The organism is Nonlabens sp., assembly GCF_051251825.1.
GTDB lineage: Bacteria > Bacteroidota > Bacteroidia > Flavobacteriales > Flavobacteriaceae > Nonlabens.
This window is the reverse complement of sequence record NZ_JBPOGG010000016.1, coordinates 16534-37577: the sequence shown is the minus strand read 5'-3', so window position 1 is coordinate 37577 and position 21044 is coordinate 16534. Positions and strand designations below refer to the sequence as shown.

Genomic DNA, 21044 nt, shown 5'->3' with positions numbered 1-21044 from the left:
AGTTTGTGAGTTTGTGAGTTTGTGAGTTTGTGAGTTTGTGAGTTTGTGAGTTTGTGAGTTTGTGAGTTTGTGAGTTTAAAGAAAAATAAATCCAAGTCTATTGCAGATCAAGAACAGGTGTTTTTCTACAACAATTATTCACGGTTAGGATTTAAAAAGCCGATTTCAGTCAGCGCAAATAGAGAGAACGCCATAGGCGACAGAATCAATTCACAGCGGTAGACTTTTGTCTGCCAGCTTGTTGGGAATAATTAAAAAATCAGATAATTCAAATCGTGATTTACAAGGCTGAACAATCTTTCTTTTGCAATCATAAGCAGATCCCGCATCAAGTGCGTGATGGTTGATTACATAAATCTCGCGATATCAATCTCAGGATTCAATGGCTCATCATTAAACATACGGTTGATCATTTGATTTGCCGCCCATGGAGCTAATAAGACAGCTCTGCTACCCATTCCATTAAAAATCCATAGATTCTTATGAGAAGCATCATGACCTACAAATGGTCTTCTATCCATTGTAGTAGGACGTATACCGTGTTTATGGTCTACAATCTCATATGGTAATTTCATAAAACGTTCTAACCGCGACGTTAAGAACTCACGCCCATCAAACGTTGCAGTGTCTTCTAAATCGTCTCTATCATAAGTAGCGCCTACCCAAAATAAATCGTCCTTAAAAGGCATTAAAAAAACAGATGATTTGATAATATGGTCTAATTTCAGTCCTGGAATTTTCACGATTAACACCTCACCCTTATTTCCTTGCAATGGTAAATGGTTGAAGTATGGATTATCGAGCATGCGGTAGCCTTCAGCAAAAACAAGGTTTTTAAATTCGAAGGCTTTGTAATTAACAATTCCATTTTGCACTTGAAGTAAATTATTATCAAAAGATTCATAAAGGACATTATTTGAAGAATCAAAAAAACGCAGGGTTTTTTTCATAAAACTAGTTGCATCAACCCATCCAGTTCCATTTACAAAACCATAACCTGAATCAGCCTCAATTCCATCAATGGATAATCTTTGAATCTTAGAATTCATAAAACTGCATAGATCTTCCCTAGAAGATTTCTTTACCCAAGTATTACTTTCCTTTACATCATGAAATCTCCTGGCAATAGTAATTGGTGTGCGACAATCTAATCCAATATGAGCAGAAACATGATCATACATTTGATTCATTACATGGAGTTGCTCTTGAGCTTTCCAAACCGCTGTAAAACGTTTCAAAACCATGGGATTATAAACTCCAGCAGCAACATCGCTACTACCCTTTTTCAAATCCGTAATGATTACAAATGACTTTCCTTGTTCATGCAATTGCCAGGCAAGTGAACAAGCTGCAATTCCACTACCTATTATCAAAACATCTTTCATGGCTCAAAGGTACTATCAATTTGATTATGGTGCATAAAAAAACGCCTTGCAGAGCAAGGCGTTTTTAATTCTATAATAATAAGAACTAGTAATTCCACATATCGATTTCTTTATTCCTAACGATGTCTTTCAAACGTTCCGACTCAAGCAATTGCATCATAGAGTTATCTGCGATGTAGGCTTCAACCTTACGGTCACCGTGAACGTTATCCATTTTATAGATAACACCACTGAACCTTCTTGCATTTAAAATATGATCAAATGAAATAGGCTTAGCCGAATTCAAAGTATTAAAAGCTTTTGCATTATGCAATAACTCACGTACATCAGGATAGTAAATCCAGAATAACTCAATACCTTTAGGGTCATCCATAAAGTTAACATCTGGAGTTACCGGAGCGATTCCTAAAATACGATACCTCATTTCACCTTGACGAGTATCTAAATACCATAAACCTCTAACGTTGTAAGCAGAAACATTATCTGCACCAATTGAAGTTTTAGTAATATACTCAGCGTCAACACGACCTTCAGCATTTAATTGCTCAATACCATAGTCTGAAGTATCTACTCTTGAAAGAGATGTTTCAATATCAGAAAACTTTCTTTTATCATTAAAATATGAATCACCATATAACTCAATTTCTCCAGATCTAGCGGCAGCAGCTATTACGTGAAATAAAGAACGACGCTCTTTACCTACATAATTAGTATCTACTGGATAGTACAAAGGAAAATTCACTCTTTCATCAAGATCTATCTTTTCCCAAGTAGTCCTAGACCAAAGAACATCACGATCACCAATAAACCCATAAGGAAGAGGTGTATCATTATCATTTTCCATTTGAGAAGCGGTCTTCTTACCTATCTCTCCTGGATCCTTTGCATTAAGAATATTGTTTTGCGCAAATGCAGACGAAGTCAGCATTACACCCAATACAAAAACAAACAGCTTATTCATATCTCTTTTTTTCAAAATTAATCTAATAATTCTACCGCTACTGGAGTCACTGCCTTAAGCTTCACTCCTGGAACAGTTGCTCTAATACCAGCAAACTGTACGATATCTCCCTTACGAGCTTTTCTCAAATTACTTTGAGCAGCTCCATTTAATTTAGTTCCTGAAATCTTAACTGAAGGTGCTCCTGGCACTTTAAATAAGAACTCAGTTACACGTGGTGTTAATTCAAAATCAAAATCATCACCGAATGTCGCACCTACAGTAGATACCGCAAGGTTAGATCTATTTTTCTTAACATCAATATACTCTCTACTAATAGTACCGATTGGTCTAGGTAAATCTTTAATTCTAAAGTTTTCAGAATCAGAAACTTTACTTCCATCAGGAAGCGTTCCTGTAACTGTGATCTTAACTTCTTTACCTGAAGTAGGCTTCATCACATAACCATTACCACTTCTCACTAAACCAGGAGCTGAGGCATTAACTTTGTTACTTGGAATTCCAGCAAAACTTACAGTCATAGGGTTATCAACACCACGATAAACAACGTTCATCTTATCTGCTTTAATAGTAGCAGAATTAGGCTTAGGTATAACAGCATATGTTGACTTAATAGGAATAGTAATGGTACTATCGTTCTCTACGAACTCCATATAACCAGTAATTTTCTTTTCACCTACTCCACCTGAACCAAGTTTTAATTGCACTTTTCCGTTTACAATCTCACTTTCTGGAATTGTACGACCGTTGATAACTACTTTATTAGGAACCGTAGTATCATCGTAACGACCTAATGAAATAGAACCAGTAACAGACTCACCATTAAAGAAAGCAGATTTGTCTAGGCTCACAATTGACTCATAGTTATTCATAGATGCGATTTGAATAAGCTCACCTTGTAAAAGTTGACTCATCACATCAGACTCTATATTACGCACCTCATTTTGCAATAAAGTAAGTTTTGTTTTAGAAGCAATCAATGGATAACCTTTATAATTGTACTCCATGTACTCTCTTGATAAACCTTCACGATCAGTTTCATCAGACGTATCAAATTTACCATTAAGTTCAGCCTTTACTTCAGGATAACCTTCACCTAAAGCAGCAATCATGCTGTTCTTATATTCGTTCATTTTTGTTTTAAACTCTTCTCCTTCTGGCTTTAATTTATCACCTACAAAGAATTGATTATCTAAAATGTCCGTTTTATCTTGTACTTGATAATCCTTTTCAGAACCAGGTTCGATAGTTGCTGTAAGCATGTCTTTAATACTACCTAGGTAAGTATTATATTCATTACTTAAATCAGAAACTTTTTGAGCCGTAGCAGCAACTTTTTCATACTGCTTTGCATTAGTAGAAGCTTTTTTATTCAAATCTTCTAATGATGCGCTATTAACTGTTGCAAGTGCTGTATTACTTGCGCTTAAATTTTCCTCTATTAATCCAAAAGCTTGAAGAACCTCTTTACTCATGTTTAATGCAAGCATTGCAATAAATACAAGATACATCAGGTTAATCATCTTCTGTCTTGGGGACTGTTTTCCTCCTGCCATAATATTCTAATTAGCTATTATTAATAATTGTTTTAAATATAATTATTGCTAATTATCCTTTCATTGCACCTAACATGTTTCCATAAACGCCGTTTAAAGAAGACAAGTTGTTAGTAAGACCAGCCATTTGCTCTTGAAGTTTTGTAGCGTTTTCAGCAATTGCTTCGTTAGCTTGAGCTTGACGAGTAGAACTTTCTACCTGTACTTTATAAAGACTGTTTAATGATTCCATTTGCGCTGCAGCAAGAGCCATTTCTTCAGAATACTTTTTAGTAGATGACATTGCTTCAGCAGTTGGAGCAATACCTTTTGCAGCTCCTTCAAAAGAACGGATGCTGTTTCCTAAGCTAGACATTAATTCACCATCTAATTTAGCTTCTTTAAGCATTTCATCTAATTTCTTAGAAAGTAATCCTTGAGCATCTTGTGGCTCTTCTTTCTTTCCTTTTTTGTTTACCATTTGTCCACCAGCCAATTCTGGGTAAACAAGTGACCAATCTAATTCATCTTCTACTGGCTCAAATGCCGAGATGAAGAAAATGATTGCTTCAGTAATCAAACCGATAGCTAGTAAAGTACCACCACCTAGTTTTGCAAAACCTAAATCAAGTTCCCAGTGAAGGATTTTGAAAAGTGCTCCGATGATTACAATTGAGGCTCCGATACCGTAAGCCATGTTAAATAATTTCTTTGTTGTTTTAGACTGTGCCATTTTAATTAGGGTTTAGTTAAGTTGAATTTAGTTTTGGTAATTTTTAGTTAGTTGCTGCATTAAGAGTAACGTCAGTTCCCATGTAAGATTGTACAGTACGGAAACCAATATAACTTCTTGCAGAATCTGCATACTCATAGTCACGTGTTCCTACCTGTAAGAAATAAGAAATATCTTTCCAAGAACCACCACGTACACCTTTACGCATGTTATTTTCATCATTTACTACTGGACTCATAGAAGACATGAACTCGTAAGATCCTGCATCATAAGATGAATTCACCCATTCTGACACATTACCAGACATGTTGAACAAGTTATACTCATTAGGCTCATAAGAACGAGCTTCAACAGTATAAAGTGCTTGATCTGCTGCATAATCTCCACGTAATGGTTTGAAATTTGCAAGGAAACAACCTCTGTCGTTCTTTGCATATGGTCCACCCCATGGGTAAGTAGCTCCTTCTAGACCACCACGAGCTGCATATTCCCATTCTGCCTCAGTAGGTAAACGGTAAGAATTTACATTATGACGACCACGTTGCTTTCTAAATGAGTTGTGATATAAAGTTCTCCACTGACAGAAAGCTTTTGCTTGCTTCCAGTTAACTCCTACTACTGGATAATCACTATATGCTTCATGCCAGAAATAGTCATTATGCATAGGCTCGTTATACGAGTAGTTGAAATCACGGATCCAAACTGTAGTGTCAGGATAAATCTGAACTGGAGTTTGAGTGATGAACTCACTTCTTTTCTTCTTAGGATTACGAGCCGCTTTAGCGATATCCATTTCTGAATAAGTAAAGACTAGCTTCTTCACATCAAGAGTACGCTGTCCATTATACATTTCTTCAAAAGGAATATACATTGAATCGTACACCTCAGCATAGAATTCATCTGGAATATCTTCAGTATCCCAAATCAAGTCTGCGTCCTTGTTTAATTTACGACCTTCATATCCAGTTTCTCCCATACCAGCATAGTTATCCTGATAATACTGCTCCCAAGGCGATAAATCTGCGCTATCATCTGCATCCAAGAATGCAAATTCACCGATCCCATCATCTCCTGGAGTAGCTCCATTATCGTCTGCCATAATAGCAAGGCGAGTTCTGAAGATTGAGTCTCTTACCCAGTAAACGAACTGGCGATACTCAGCATTTGTGATTTCAGTTTCATCCATGTAAAATGATGGAACTGTCACTGTTTTTGTTGGCGCATTATTAGTTGCGGCAAAATCGTCATCACTTTTTCCCATGATAAACGCGCCACCAGGCACTAATGTCATACCATAAGGCTTTTCAGGATGCCAAGCTTTTCCTTTAGCTCCTACTACCATTCCACGGTCTCCACGACCACAACTTGCTAGAAATACAACTACTGCTGCAAGGATAAATAACTTTTTCATAAGGGTATTTTATGTTTTCTTTATGAATTAAGGGCGTAAACCTATTTAAAACATTTCTATCTGGCAACTTTTTTTTACCAAATAAATTTAGTTTGACAAATTACGCATTAAATCGCTAAACTTCATTCTTTCTTCTCGCTTTTAACCATCGCTCTGGAATATTTTGATCACATGCCAGTTCATAATCCTTGCGAGTACATGGTAATAACGTATGTTGTTTTAGTTTATTATTAACATTTGAAATAAAAGGTAATTCTATCCACCATCTACCGGTAGCACTGGACTTATAGAAGGTAAGAACATCGTTTTCTATAGGTACATTGTACTTTAAAAAGCCATTTTTAACGTTTACAGGATGCTCTCCTGCTCGATAATTATAACCTTCGATAAAATACCACATCATTTCTGCAATAAGTTGCGAACCGGTTATTGAAGGCTCCACAGGTATTTCAAAAATCCCAAAAACTTTTGTGCGATCACTTATACCAGCATATCTCGATAAACTACATATCTGTTTACCATTGAGTCCGTTTGGATTCGCTTTCGCGAAAGCGCTATCTCCAGCTTTAACAACGGCTATATCTACACCTACCACATCTGCGTCGCGCATTACAGGCTCGGCTTGCTTAATATCATCATCTAGCATCCCTAAACGTGTCGCGTCAAAAAACATGCGCTCTAACAACTCAATCTCATCCTGACTGTTAAAATAAGTCTGGAATCCTAAATTACTATAATTGAACAAATTATAAGGCTGTTCCGTCACCATTTTCCCTACATAACTACGTGAGGAGATAGGTGCTTCTATATCACCTACGTCAAATCGACAATCAACATTGACCACATTTATCATGTGCTGTATATCGTCAAATGCTCTATAGATAGGATACATCAAGTCCTGACTACCGCCTAAATAAATCGGAATAATATTTTTAATAAGAAGATGAGAAGTCAATTGTTTGAGAACGTAATAGGTATCCTCAACCGTATCTCCAGGATGGATATCTCCCAAATCAACAATATTGAGTGCCCAATTGCCAGGAAACAGCTCATAGAATTGCTTTCTTACCGGATCGACATTTTGAATTTGCAATAAAGCATTCTCATCATGTCGATTTTCTAAAACACCAATCAACACCATCTGTACGCCATCTAATTGTGGCAATCCTGTATGACTAGTATGTATTTTAATTACATTCCCTATACTGTGCTGTGGTTGCAACATCGCATGTGCTTGTGCTGCATCATTAACCGGTTTTAAGAATTCAAACGCCATTTAAATTACTTCTTAGTCGTTTTCTTTTTTGCGGCTGGTTTTTTCTTTGCAGCTGGCTTTTTCTTTGCAGCGGCTTTCTTTTTAGGAGCTTTTTTTGCAAGAAGGTCTTGCGCTTTTTCTAAGGTAATCTTTAAAGGATCTACATCTTTGGATAATTCAACTTTAGTTTTTCCCTTGATTATATTATGTCGTCCCCATCGAGCTTTCTCGATACGTATTCCTTCTTCTTCCCAATCCACAATCAATTTATCCTTTTCTTTCTGGATTTTATCTTTAATTAATTGCTCGATATCATCATTTGAAAGATTATCAAAATCATATTTCTTATTTACAGAGATAAACATTCCTGCCCATTTAATAAACGGACCAAAACGACCTACACCTTTTGTAACAGGCTGTTCATCATACATGTATATAGGAGCATCTGCTTTTTCTTTCATTTGAATCAACTCTGCAGCTCTTTCAAAAGTCAACGTCATAGGATCATCTCCTTCTTCAAGAGAAACAAAAGTCTTCTCGTTAAATTTCACATAAGGACCGAAACGCCCTTGATTTACCTCAACGGGATGTCCATTATATTCTCCGACTGTTCTAGGAAGTTTAAATAAGTCCATTACTTCTTCAAGTGTAATGGTATTTAAAGATTGTGATGGAAGCAAACTCGCAAATTGAGGCTTTTCCTCATCTTCTACACTACCTATTTGTGCCATAGCGCCAAAACGTCCTAAACGCACACTGATAGGTTTTCCTGTTTTCTCATCAGTTCCTAAGATTCTTTCTCCTACTTCACGTTCTGCGTTTTCTGCAACGTCTTGAACTTTAGGATGAAAACCTTTGTAGAAATGATTCATCATATCCGTCCACTCTTCTTTACCTTCGGCGATGTTATCAAAGGACTCTTCTACCTTTGCGGTAAAGTTGTAATCTAGAATGTTGCTAAAGTGCTCCACAAGAAAATCATTTACAACACGACCTACATCTGTCGGGACAAGTTTTCCTTTATCTGCTCCTGTTTTTTCAGTAAGCTCTTTTTCTTTAATGTCATCTTTTGCAAGGATTAATTGCTTGTAAGCACGTTCTTCTCCTTGGGAAATTCCTTTTTCTACGTACTTTCTATTCTGCACCGTAGTAATAGTAGGTGCATAAGTAGATGGACGACCTATTCCTAATTCCTCAAGCTGCTTTACTAGAGAAGCTTCAGTATAACGATATGGCGGTCTTGAGAAACGCTCAGTTGCAGTAATTTTTTTATTTAATAAATCTTGACCTACGGTTAATGCAGGCAATAATCCTTGTTGTTCTAGATCTTCATCATCAGTACTTTCTAGATATACTTTTAAGAACCCTTCAAACTTTACAATCTCTCCACTCGCTGTGAATCTCTTATCATGAGTGTTTGCGCTTATAGAAACGTTAGTACGTTCTAGTTTTGCATCACTCATTTGACTTGCAATGGCTCGTTTCCAAATCAACTCATATAAACGAGTTTGATCTTTATCAAGTCCAGCACTATGCACGCCAAAATCAGTAGGTCGGATCGCTTCGTGAGCCTCTTGAGCACCTTTAGACTTTCCTTTATAGTTACGTTCTTTATGGAATTTTTCTCCATAAGCACTTTCAATCTCAGCTTGAGCACCTTTTTTTGCTTCATTACTTAAGTTGACAGAATCTGTTCTCATGTAAGTAATCAGTCCAGCTTCATATAATCGTTGTGCTAGTTGCATGGTACGACTTACATTAAAGAACAACTTACGAGAAGCTTCTTGCTGTAAAGTAGATGTTGTAAACGGCGGAGCAGGACTTTTGGTAGCTGGCTTTTTAGTTAAGTCAGCTACTTCAAACTGTGCTCCTTTGTTTAATTCCAGGAAACTTTGTGCCTCTTTAAGCGAGTTTAAGTTTCCAGGTAATTTTGCTTTTAATAAACTTCCTTCTTTAGTATTAAAATCTGCATCTATTCTAAAGAAATTACTGCTTTTAAAGTTGATGATCTCGTTCTCACGCTCCACGATTAATCGCACTGCAACAGATTGTACACGGCCAGCACTAGCGCCACCTTTTACTTTTCTCCATAAAATAGGTGATATTTCATAACCTACAATACGATCTAAAATTCTACGTGCTTGTTGCGCATTTACTAAATCATAATCAATCTGACGTGGATTTTCAATCGCTTTTTGAATCGCACTTTTAGTAATCGCGTTAAAAACGATACGTTTAGTTTTCTCCTTCTTTAAGTCTAGTTGCTCAGCAAGGTGCCAAGCAATCGCTTCTCCTTCTCGATCCTCATCACTCGCTAGCCATACCATTTCTGAGTCAGCAGCCATTTTTTTGAGTTTCTTAACCAGATCTTTTTTATCTGAACTTACTACATATTTAGGCAGGAAGTCTTTATCCACATCTACACCTAACTCTTTAGAAGGAAGATCAGCGATATGACCAAAACTAGATGCTACTTTATAGTCTTTACCTAAGAATTTTTCTATGGTTTTTGCCTTTGCAGGCGACTCTACGATTACAAGATTCTTTGCCATTCAGATTTGAATTTTTGGACTGCAAAGGTATGTGTATTTTTTTATTAAAACCTAACTATCTGTAATTCAATAAATTAAATTAGTTCATTAAAACTCAATAGGTTCAAAATAGGCAGGTTATATATTAAAGAGTCGAACAGCAACAGTAAATCTATTGCTTATAGTCTAGTTTTTAAGATAGAAACAAACCAATTTTATTTTTAGCACACTCCAACATCCATCCCAACCTTCCTTCAAAGGAAGGAGTCTATATATTGCTATAATCAGCAATTAGTTACTAAATTTTTAATGAATCTGTGAATTGTTGTTTGAAGTGTTTTATATACACGCTTTCGCGAAAGCGTAATTAAAACAATCATTTATATGACAATATGTCACAAAATAAGCGAAATGATTATCTTTGCACGCTTATTAATGGAGATACGTAGATGGAAAAGATTATAGAAGAAGAAAAACAAGGAACGACGATACAGCTGGAAAATAACAGCAAGAATGGTCGTAAATTATTTATAGAGAGTTATGGTTGCCAGATGAATTTTTCGGATTCAGAAATCGTGGCGTCTATACTTGCTAAAGAAGGTTTTAATACTACCAATAAACTAGAAGAAGCAGATCTAGTACTCGTAAACACTTGCTCGATAAGAGATAAGGCTGAGCAAACGGTGCGCAAACGTCTTGAGAAATACAATCGAGTTAAGGAACGTCAAAATCCTAATATGAAAGTAGGTGTTCTAGGTTGTATGGCTGAGCGCTTGAAGGCAAAGTTCCTAGAAGAAGAAAAGATTGTGGATATGGTTGTAGGACCAGATGCTTACAAGGATTTACCTAACCTAGTTGCTGAGATTGATGAAGGTCGCGACGCTGTAAACGTACTACTTTCTAAAGAAGAAACTTATGGAGATATTGCTCCAGTACGATTGAATTCTAATGGAGTCACTGCTTTTGTTTCCATAACACGTGGTTGTGATAATATGTGTACGTTTTGTGTAGTTCCATTTACTCGCGGTCGAGAACGCAGCCGTGATCCACAAAGTATTCTTGAAGAAATAAACGATCTAGTTAGTAAAGGCTTTAAAGAGGTAACACTATTAGGCCAGAATGTAGATTCTTACCTATGGTATGGTGGCGGACTGAAAAAGGACTTTTCAAAAGCTACACCAATGGCACAAGCTACTGCCGTAGATTTTGCTCAATTATTGAATCAAGTAGCAATCGCACAACCGGATTTAAGAGTACGTTTTGCGACTAGCAATCCGCAGGATATAAGTGATGATGTGCTGCATGCTATTGCTCAACATAGAAACATTTGTAATTATATCCACTTGCCAGTGCAGTCAGGTAGTGATCGCATTTTAAAAGAGATGAATCGTTTACATACTCGTGAGGAATATATGAGACTGATCGATCGTGTTCACGCTATTATTCCAGAATGTGCAGTTTCTCAAGATATGATTACTGGTTTCCCTACTGAGACTGAAGAAGATCATCAAGACACTTTAAGTCTTATGGAATATGTAAAATATGACTACGGTTTTATGTTTGCTTATTCTGAGCGACCAGGAACACTTGCCGCGCGTAAAATGGAAGATGATGTTCCAGAGGAAGTGAAAAGTCGTCGTCTTAATGAAATTATAGCAGTTCAACGTCGTACAGGATTAGAACGTGCACAATACTTTATAGGTAAAACTGTAGAATGTCTTATTGAAAAGGAATCAAAAAAATCTGATTTACAATGGGCTGGTCGTAATTCACAAAATTATGTCGCTGTATTCCCTAAAGAACATTATAAGGTAGGTGATTTTGTAAATGTAAAAATTACTGATTGTACTAGTGCCACATTAATAGGTGAAGCGGTAGGATACTCAGACATGAAAGGTCCACTAACTATAGATACTAAGTAATATGGAAAGTGTACAATCTATAAAACAGCGTTTTGAACTCATAGGAAATGATCCTGGATTCAATCGTGCGATAGAAAAAGCGATTCAGGTTGCGCCTACTGATATTTCTGTTCTCGTAACTGGTGAAAGTGGAGTAGGAAAGGAAAGTATTCCTAAAATTATTCACGCTCAATCACACCGTAAACATGGTAAATACATTGCGGTAAACTGTGGTGCAATTCCTGAGGGAACGATAGATTCAGAGCTTTTTGGACATGAAAAAGGTGCTTTTACCGGAGCTACTTCTACCCGATCGGGATATTTTGAAGTGGCAGATGGTGGTACTATTTTCCTAGATGAAGTAGGAGAACTTCCATTACCTACGCAAGTAAGATTACTACGTGTACTAGAGAATGGGGAATTTTTAAAAGTAGGATCCTCAGCAACCCAAAAGACTAATGTACGCATAGTCGCGGCGACAAACGTGCGCATGACTGATGCGATTGAGAAAGGAAAGTTTAGAGAAGATTTATTTTATAGATTAAGTACGGTAGATATTCATTTACCACCACTACGTGAGCGTAAAGGAGATATTCATTTGTTATTCCGCAAGTTTGCGTCAGACTTTGCTATGAAATATAAAATGCCTACTCTACGACTAGATGAAGGTGCTATTTCTTTATTAGAGAGTTATCGCTGGAGCGGTAACATACGACAACTGCGCAACATTGCAGAGCAAGTAAGCGTTCTTGAAAAAGAACGTCATATTAATGCTGCTACACTGCGTAATTACTTGCCAGACGCTGGAAAGAATTTACCAGCAGTAATAGGTTCTAATAAGAAGAGCGATAGTGAGTTTGCAAACGAGCGTGAGATTCTTTACAAGGTGCTTTTTGATATGAAAAACGACTTGAATGATCTTAAAAAATTAACTAATAAGTTAATGGTTAATGGTGATATCAATGAGGTTCAAGAGGAGAACAAAAGTCTCATCAAGCGTATTTACGGTGAAGACACAAGTGGTGATGATTATGAAGATGTGATCGATCAAGCATATGAGATCAATCAGGTGGAATCTTCATCTTATGACGCGCAGCCTACTCCTACATATAATGAGCCTGTTTCACAAAATGACCGTTATGACTTTGCTCAAGAGGTTCAAGAAGAGGAATCATTATCTTTAATGGATAAGGAAATAGAGCTTATTAAAAAGTCGCTAGAACGTCACAAAGGAAAACGTAAAGCCGCTGCAGACGACCTAGGAATATCAGAGCGTACATTATATCGCAAAATCAAACAATATGATTTATAGAAGTTTAAAATCCGTTCTTGTGATCGTTATTTTTATGACGATTACTTCTTGTGGTTTTGGTTATAGTCTATCTGGTGTTTCTATTCCTGATAATATTAAAACATACCAAGTTGATTTTTTTCAAAATCAAGCTTCTTACGTAGAACCTGGAATTGAAAGAACATTTACGTTACAATTACAAGACCTAATTTTAAATCAGAGTAGTCTTGATCTTGTCAATAAAAAAGGAGATTATATCTATCAAGGAGAAATCACTCGATTTTACATAGCACCTATGACTGCGACTGCAAATAATACAGCATCGCAAAACCGAGTGACTATAGAAGTAAATTTAAGGTTTACAAATACTAAAGACGATGAAGCTAGTTTTGAAAAAAAATATAGTTTCTTCTATGACTATAGCTCTACAACACAATTGCAAGGTCCGGCGCTGGATACTGCTCTAGAGGTGATATTTGATCAGATCACTCAAGACATATTTGCAGATACTCTCGCACAATGGTAACACAAAACACTCGTATCAATGAATTACTAAGCGCACCAGAAACTATGGTTGCAGACGATTTATTGGTTCTCGAAAAAGCTATAAATAATCACTCTTGGTTTCAAGCCGCGCGTAGTGTTTACCTCAAAGGCTTACATAATGAAAGTAGTCCTTTATATAATAAGGAGCTTCAAGTAACTGCAACTCATACGGGTGATAGAGGTGTTTTATTTGACTTTATTACTTCGCCAGTTTTTATTCAAAATAGAATCAGTGAGCAAATTAAAAAACAACAGGATTATTTAAAGGACATTCCTGTAGAAGTAGAAACCTTAGAATTACAAGAAGAAGATTTAAACAGTAGTGTGGATTTTAAAAACACACTGGATCCTCATTTATTTGAGCGACCACAAGCTTCTATTGTAGAAGAACCTATACAATTTGACGCTCAAGAGACCTACAGTTTTGCTGAGTGGCTCAAGTTAACGACTTTAAAGCCTATAGTCAGAACTGAACCTGCAACTCAACAAGTTCAAGTAAAGGAAAAGGAATTAAAAGAAGTGGTTCCACTAGATAAAGATCGTGCTGAAAAAATGGCAATCATCGATCAATTTCTTGCCGATAAACCTAAAATCAAGCCTAGAAAAGATAAAATTTCTAGTACAAACATAGCCGATTTTACCACAAGCTCGGAACAACTAATGACGGAAACACTGGCGCAAGTCTATCTCGCTCAAAATAACTATGCTAAAGCTATTCAAGCTTATGAAGTTTTAGTTTTGCACCATCCAGAAAAAAGTGGTTTCTTTGCAGACCGAATTCGGGAAATTAAGAACATTCAAAGCAATACATAAATGAGCACATTATTTTATCTTTTTTTAGGATTAATCGTAGTGGTATCCTTTTTACTAGTAGTAGTAATCATGGTACAAAATCCTAAAGGTGGCGGACTTTCATCAAGTTTTGGTGGTGGTGGCACACAACAATTAGGTGGTGTTAAGAAAACAGGAGACTTTTTAGATAAAAGTACATGGGTTCTTTCTACACTTCTATTAGTATTAATTCTAGCTGCTAGTTCTGTGCTTATTACAGAGAAGACCAGCGCAAACAGAGAAATTATAGACACAAATAATGTTGAAGTTCCTGCAAACCTACCTACTCCAGCAGCAACTACTAATGATACTGCTACTCCAGTAGATGGACAGTAGTCATAACGACATTTCAACTGACAAAATATCCAACCATAACGGTTGGATATTTTTTTTGTATGATGTTTTGTCAGTCCATTTTAAATGGCATACTTATAGAGCATAGGAGTTCAAAATAAATCAATTAAAATTCTATTATAATGGCATTAAAAATTCAACCTTTATCAGACAGAGTGCTTATCGAGCCTATGGCAGCTGAGCAAAAAACTGCATCGGGACTTTACATTCCTGACACTGCAAAAGAGAAACCTCAACAAGGGAAAGTCGTAGCAGTAGGGAAAGGAAAAAAGGATCACGATATGACAGTAAAAGTAGGAGACACTGTTCTTTATGGAAAATACAGCGGTACTGAACTTAAACTGGATGGTGCTGAGTATTTAATGATGCGCGAGGACGATATCCTAGCAATCGTTTAATTTGATTTCGCTTTCGCGAAAGCGAGATGCAACAATCAAATTCATTATTAAGAATATAGAATACTAATATCAAAAGTACTACTGCAGTACTTTTACTAAACAAAATCAAAATGGCTAAAGAAATAAAATTTGACTTAGAAGCAAGAGATGGAATCAAGCGCGGTGTTGATGCGCTTGCAAATGCTGTTAAAGTAACTTTAGGTCCTAAAGGACGCAATGTAATTATTGGGAAATCTTTTGGTGCGCCAGTGGTAACTAAAGATGGTGTATCTGTGGCAAAAGAAATTGAGCTTGCAGATGAGCTTGAGAACATGGGAGCTCAAATGGTAAAAGAAGTTGCTTCAAGAACTAATGATCTTGCTGGTGATGGAACAACTACCGCAACAGTTCTTGCACAAGCAATCGTAAAAGAAGGATTAAAAAACGTAGCTGCTGGTGCAAATCCTATGGATTTAAAGCGCGGTATCGATAAAGCTGTTGAGGCTATAACTGCTGATCTTGATAAGCAATCTAAAAAAGTAGGTGGCTCTAGTGAAATGATCAAACAGGTTGCGTCTATATCTGCAAATAATGATGATGTGGTAGGTGATCTTATCGCAAAAGCATTTAGCAAAGTAGGAAAAGAAGGTGTTATAACTGTAGAAGAAGCAAAAGGAACTGAAACTTATGTGGACGTTGTAGAAGGAATGCAGTTTGACCGTGGATACCTTTCTCCATACTTTGTAACTAACTCTGAGAAAATGACTACTGAGTTAGACAATCCTTATATCTTATTGTTTGATAAGAAAATCTCAACAATGAAAGAATTGATGCCAGTTCTTGAGCCAGTTGCTCAAACAGGTAAGCCACTTCTTATTATTGCCGAAGATGTAGATGGAGAAGCTCTTGCAACTCTAGTAGTCAATAAATTAAGAGGTTCTCTTAAAATTGCTGCTGTTAAAGCACCAGGTTTTGGAGATCGTAGAAAAGCAATGTTAGAAGACATCGCTATTCTTACAGGTGGAACCGTAATCTCTGAAGAAAGAGGATTTACTCTTGAGAACACAACACTTGAAATGTTAGGTACTGCAGAGAAAGTAGATATCAATAAAGACAACACGACTCTAGTAAATGGAAGCGGTAAAGCTGCAGACATCAAATCTCGTGTAGGACAAATAAAATCTCAAATCGAGAACACTACGTCTGACTATGATAAAGAAAAACTTCAAGAACGTCTAGCTAAGCTAGCTGGTGGTGTTGCGGTACTTTATGTAGGTGCAGCAAGTGAAGTAGAAATGAAAGAAAAGAAAGACCGTGTAGATGATGCATTAAATGCGACTCGTGCTGCGGTTGAAGAAGGAATAGTTGCTGGTGGTGGAGTTGCTCTTGTACGCGCTAAGGCTGCATTGAGTAAATTGAAAGCTGTAAATGCTGACGAGGAAACAGGAATAGCTATTGTAGCACGCGCTGTTGAGGCACCTTTAAGAACTATCGTTGAAAATGCTGGTGGTGAAGGAAGCGTTGTAATTTCTAAGATTCTTGAATCAAAAGGAAATCAAGGTTATGATGCAAAAAATGATGCTTATGTAGATATGTTGAAAGCTGGTATCATCGATCCTAAAAAAGTAACTCGTGTAGCACTTGAAAATGCAGCATCTGTTTCAGGAATGATCCTTACTACTGAGTGTGCTCTTGTAGAGATTAAAGAAGATAACGCCGGTGGCGGAATGCCAGGTGGAATGCCAGGCGGCATGGGTGGAATGATGTAAGCATCACTTCATTAATTTATAGAAAGCCATCTCTCATGAGATGGCTTTTTTAGTTTTTAATAAATGATACAATCTCTTCTTGTTGATTTGACTCTAGTTTAAGGAAGTAAACACCTGTAGGGAATTCAGCAATATAAATAGGATTTGAAATGGTGATTGCACCGTTGAGAATAACTCTTCCCGAAACGTCTAAAATTTGGTATTTATAATCATCATTAATACCTGCAACATTAATATAGGCAGAGGAAGGATTAGGGTAAATGGAGATTTGTTTTTTAAATTCAGTTGTGTTAGACAACGTGTAACTATTTAATTCAGCTACGTAAGCATCAACTTGCGCTCCATCATCTACTCCACTCCAGTCTGAACCAAATAGTAATCTCGTTCCAGAAGGACTTATGGTCACATGAGGTTCTCCCCAATAATCAAACTCTACCTCATCAGATCTATGATGAGCTACTCTATAGACACTAGCACTGGTAGGACCAGCTTGAGCGATAAAAAGTTCTTGATCTAAAATATCTTGCCCGTCGAGATCATATCCCATACAAGAAACTGCTACCCAGCCATCTTGACTGTTCTTATGTGCGAGCGCAGATATATGAGTACCCGATTGGGTATAGGTGTAATTTGCAATAGGTGTCGCGTCATAACAACTTCCGGTAGTCGCATCGTGGACCACAAGTGTAGCAACACAACCACCATTAGGACCTGAAGCAAATGCAACTGCATAATAAGCGTCATTTCCATTGCTCAATTTACCTAAGCATGAATGTTCCACATTACTGACATTTAAGTCACGTACATAATTCCCAGCAGCATCATAAACTTTATTTCTATGAAAGAATAAATTCCCACTAGGAAAAGGCATAGGCGCTGTGCTATTAATATTCGTAATGTTAAATTGAACCAGACTTGCTGTAGAAATTCTATAATAGTAAGCAGCGTTATTACCACATCTAAACGTGATAACATCACTATCCCAAGACATCATTTGGACATCATTCCCGCTAGTAATAGTTCCACTACAAGATGTGATATTACTCAAATTCACTAGTGTTGTTTTAGCTAAAGTTCGTGCATTATATGATATTAATTCAGAATTTGTATCATCTATATAATACAAAATATCTGCATTATTAAAATCCCAAAACAGTGTTTCAACATCATCAGGATTAATGTCGTTCATGACTCTTATAGGTGCATAAGTAGCACCATCAAGTAAATAATGAGACCCATTACCATATATAATCATAAGACTTTCGTCTGCATTCCAGGATTGAATTGTACTATACATAGGTACTCTTACGGTACCTACTGCCGCATCACTTATTCTACGTATGGTCGTAGCTGGAAAAGACGGATCACTAAAAGATTGTAAATAAGTAGGCTTTGCGGCTGATTGCATAGGTCTTAATGAAGTGTCGTTGAGACTATAACCACTACCCAAATTTTGAGCGCACATGAAGTTTACACTTAATAAAGTAACAACAAATAGGATAGGATATAATATACGAAGCATAGCTGAAGATTTAAAGTGAGAATAGATTCTATAAAACTCTATTTATATAGGATTTCATCATTCCGAAGCGAAATTTAATACTTTCTAACCGTTAACTCGACGTTAAGATATTATTAGCAGATTTGACAATATCTTACCACCACTAAAAATCTTATAACATGCGTATAGTAAAATTACTCTTCTTGCTTGTTTTTGCGGCTACCCTAACTGTGAGTTGCGGTTCTAAAAAATCAAGTAAAAAATCAGGCGCAAGCACTGAAAAGAAAAAACCTAAAAAAGGTGGAATCCAGCCTTATACTAAGGTAATTACCAAAGAAGCCAAAAGTGACGAAGGTCTCTTTACAGTTCATCAAGTAGAAGATAAGTACTTCTATGAAATCCCAGACAGTCTTTTTAATAGAGAGATGTTAATGGTAACACGTATTGCAAAAACTGCAGCTGGATTAGGTTTCGGTGGTGGAAAGCAAAATACAGAAACACTAAGATGGCAACGTAAAAATGACAATGTACTTTTAAGAGTTGTTTCTCATCACGTCGTCGCTGCAGATTCATTACCAGTAAGTATGGCTGTAGAGAATTCAAACTTTGAGCCTATCCTCTACTCTTTCCCTATTGAAGCGATTAAAAAAGATAGCATCAATAATAACGTGGTTATAGATGTAACAGATTTCTTTTCAAAAGATGTTCCTTCTATAGGATTCCCTAAAAGAGCTCGCACAAGATATAAAGCTACTCGTTTAGATGACAAACGATCTTATATAGACACGTTACGTTCATACCCATTGAACATAGAATCTAGACATGTAAAAACTTATCTAGCAAGTGCTGCACCATCTAACAGCAGTACAGGATCTATTTCTTTAGAGATGAGTAATTCTATGATTTTACTTCCTAAAGAACCTATGAAGCGTCGTTACTTTGATCAACGTGTAGGATGGTTTGCAAGAGGTCAACAAGATTACGGTCTAGACGCTCAAGAAACTAAAACCGTACGTTATTTGGATCGCTGGAGACTTGAAGTAAAAGATGAAGATATTGAGAAATATAAAGCTGGCGAACTTGTTGAGCCTAAGAAACAAATCGTTTACTATATCGATCCAGCAACTCCTAAGCAGTGGAGAAAATATATCAAGCAAGGTATAGAAGACTGGCAAGTAGCATTTGAAGCTGCAGGATTTAAAAATGCCATCATCGCTGCCGATGCTCCTACTAAAGAAGAAGATCCAGACTGGAGCCCTGAAGATGTGCGTTACTCCGTGGTACGCTATTTAGCTTCTCCTATCCCTAATGCAAACGGTCCTCACGTATCTGATCCACGCAGTGGTGAGATTCTTGAATCTGATATTAACTGGTATCACAACGTGATGACCTTATTAAGAAACTGGTTCTTTGTTCAAACAGCAGCTATTAATCCCGATGCGCAGTCCACTGAATTTGACGAAGCAGTAATGGGACGTTTGATACGCTTCGTGAGCTCTCATGAAGTAGGTCACACACTTGGATTACCACATAATATGGGTAGCTCTGTAGCTTATAATGTTGAAGATTTACGCAATCCAGAGTTCACTGAAAAATATGGAACAGCACCATCTATCATGGATTATGCTCGTTTCAACTATATCGCTCAACCAGGTGATGGAGACGTTGCTTTAATGCCTAACATCGGGCCGTATGATAAATATTCTATCGCATGGGGTTATAAACCTATTCTTGATAAAACTGCCAAAGAAGAAAAGACAATTCTAGACCAATGGATTCTTGAAAAGGCAGGAGATCCTATGTATCGATTCGGTCGTCAGCAATTTGGTGTCATCGATCATACTAGTCAGACTGAAGATCTAGGTGATGACTCTATGAGAGCAAGTTCTTATGGAATTAAAAACCTTCAAAGAATTATTCCTAATTTAACGAAGTGGACTGGAAAAGAAGGTGAAAACTATGATGACCTTGAAACTATGTATGGTCAAGTTCTAGGACAATTCAATAGATACATGGGACACGTAACTGGAAACATAGGTGGAGTAAAGGAAACCTATAAAGCTTATGGTCAGGAAGGTGCCGTTTATGAGCATGCGTCTAGAGATAAGCAAACTAGAGCAATGGCATTTTTACAAAATGAATTGTTCACTACTCCTGAGTGGTTAATTGATCAAAACATTTTTAACAAATTTGAATCAGATGGTGCTATTGATCGCATACGTAGCACACAAGTTCGTACACTAAACAACCTATTAGACTTTGGGCGTATGGCTCGTTTGATGGAAAATGAAGAGGTGAATGGAGACGCAGCTTACGGACTTCTAGAGATGATGGAAGACTTAAGAAAAGGAATCTTCAGTGAACTTTCTAAGGGTCAGGAAATCGATCGTTACCGTCGTAATTTACAACGCGCTTATGTGGAACGTTTAGAGTTTATCATGAATAATGAAAAACCTAATAGTAGATTTGGCGGTAGTAACATCGACGTTGTTCAAAGTGATATCCGTCCTATCGTACGTGCAGAGTTGAAACAACTTAAGGCAGATTCTAGAAGAGCAATCGGTCGTACGAGAGATCAACTTTCTAAGATCCACCTAGAAGATCTTGTAGAACGTATCGACATGATTCTGGACCCTAAATAATGTAATTACGCTTTCGCGAAA

The 21044-nt window shown here is 36.9% G+C and carries 16 protein-coding genes; 8 read left to right on the top strand and 8 right to left on the bottom strand.

Going from position 1 to position 21044, the window contains the following annotated elements:
* Positions 1–347 precede the first annotated feature (347 nt).
* The 7 genes from ACSHWW_RS13430 to topA form a co-directional block, all read right to left on the bottom strand.
* Positions 348–1385 (bottom strand): NAD(P)/FAD-dependent oxidoreductase, encoded by a 1038-nt coding sequence (locus ACSHWW_RS13430; protein WP_435682980.1) that lies wholly within the window; start codon positions 1383–1385, stop codon positions 348–350.
* Positions 1386–1470: 85 nt separating this feature from the next.
* Positions 1471–2346 (bottom strand): gliding motility protein GldN, encoded by an 876-nt coding sequence (gene gldN / locus ACSHWW_RS13425; protein WP_435682979.1) that lies wholly within the window; start codon positions 2344–2346, stop codon positions 1471–1473.
* A 17-nt stretch (positions 2347–2363) separates the two neighbouring features.
* The gene (gldM, locus tag ACSHWW_RS13420; protein ID WP_435682978.1) at positions 2364–3902 is read right to left on the bottom strand and encodes a gliding motility protein GldM; all 1539 of its coding nucleotides are present in this window, start codon (positions 3900–3902) and stop codon (positions 2364–2366) included.
* Between the two features lie 52 nt (positions 3903–3954).
* The gene (gldL, locus tag ACSHWW_RS13415) at positions 3955–4614 is read right to left on the bottom strand and encodes a gliding motility protein GldL (RefSeq protein WP_435682977.1); all 660 of its coding nucleotides are present in this window, start codon (positions 4612–4614) and stop codon (positions 3955–3957) included.
* 43 nt (positions 4615–4657) lie between these two features.
* Positions 4658–6025 carry a gliding motility lipoprotein GldK gene (gene gldK / locus ACSHWW_RS13410; RefSeq protein ID WP_435682976.1) on the bottom strand — a complete coding sequence of 456 codons (1368 nt, stop codon included), beginning with the start codon at positions 6023–6025 and terminating at the stop codon, positions 4658–4660.
* 115 nt (positions 6026–6140) lie between these two features.
* Positions 6141–7301 (bottom strand): formimidoylglutamase, encoded by a 1161-nt coding sequence (locus ACSHWW_RS13405; RefSeq protein ID WP_435682975.1) that lies wholly within the window; start codon positions 7299–7301, stop codon positions 6141–6143.
* 5 nt (positions 7302–7306) lie between these two features.
* On the bottom strand, positions 7307–9832 hold the full coding sequence (topA, locus tag ACSHWW_RS13400) for a type I DNA topoisomerase (protein WP_435682974.1): 2526 nt from the start codon (positions 9830–9832) through the stop codon (positions 7307–7309).
* A gap of 428 nt (positions 9833–10260) precedes the next feature.
* Between topA and miaB the strand changes: the two genes are divergently transcribed.
* The 7 genes from miaB (at position 10261) to groL (ending at position 16880) form a co-directional block, all read left to right on the top strand.
* Positions 10261–11733: a tRNA (N6-isopentenyl adenosine(37)-C2)-methylthiotransferase MiaB gene (miaB, locus tag ACSHWW_RS13395; RefSeq protein WP_435682973.1), complete on the top strand. Its 1473-nt coding sequence runs from the start codon at positions 10261–10263 to the stop codon at positions 11731–11733.
* 1 nt (position 11734) lies between these two features.
* Entirely contained in the window at positions 11735–13024 is a 1290-nt protein-coding gene (locus ACSHWW_RS13390) for a sigma 54-interacting transcriptional regulator (protein WP_435682972.1), read from the top strand.
* Positions 13014–13529 carry an LPS assembly lipoprotein LptE gene (lptE, locus tag ACSHWW_RS13385; RefSeq protein WP_435682971.1) on the top strand — a complete coding sequence of 172 codons (516 nt, stop codon included), beginning with the start codon at positions 13014–13016 and terminating at the stop codon, positions 13527–13529. Before ACSHWW_RS13390 ends, lptE begins: the two co-directional genes overlap by 11 nt.
* The gene (locus tag ACSHWW_RS13380; RefSeq protein WP_435682970.1) at positions 13523–14362 is read left to right on the top strand and encodes a hypothetical protein; all 840 of its coding nucleotides are present in this window, start codon (positions 13523–13525) and stop codon (positions 14360–14362) included. The genes lptE and ACSHWW_RS13380 overlap by 7 nt, the downstream gene beginning before the upstream one ends.
* Positions 14363–14716, top strand: a complete 354-nt coding sequence (gene secG, locus ACSHWW_RS13375) for a preprotein translocase subunit SecG (protein WP_435682969.1) — start codon at positions 14363–14365, stop codon at positions 14714–14716.
* Between the two features lie 140 nt (positions 14717–14856).
* Positions 14857–15132: a co-chaperone GroES gene (locus tag ACSHWW_RS13370; RefSeq protein ID WP_435682968.1), complete on the top strand. Its 276-nt coding sequence runs from the start codon at positions 14857–14859 to the stop codon at positions 15130–15132.
* 110 nt (positions 15133–15242) lie between these two features.
* Positions 15243–16880, top strand: a complete 1638-nt coding sequence (gene groL, locus ACSHWW_RS13365; RefSeq protein WP_435682967.1) for a chaperonin GroEL — start codon at positions 15243–15245, stop codon at positions 16878–16880.
* A gap of 49 nt (positions 16881–16929) precedes the next feature.
* On the opposite strand, the gene ACSHWW_RS13360 is transcribed toward groL, so the two are convergent.
* A complete protein-coding gene (locus ACSHWW_RS13360) occupies positions 16930–18402 on the bottom strand; it encodes a T9SS type A sorting domain-containing protein (RefSeq protein ID WP_435682966.1) in 1473 nt (490 codons plus the stop codon).
* 158 nt (positions 18403–18560) lie between these two features.
* Here ACSHWW_RS13360 and ACSHWW_RS13355 point away from each other — a divergent pair, with 158 nt between their 5' ends.
* Entirely contained in the window at positions 18561–21023 is a 2463-nt protein-coding gene (locus tag ACSHWW_RS13355) for a zinc-dependent metalloprotease (protein ID WP_435682965.1), read from the top strand.
* The last annotated feature ends 21 nt before the right edge of the window (positions 21024–21044 follow it).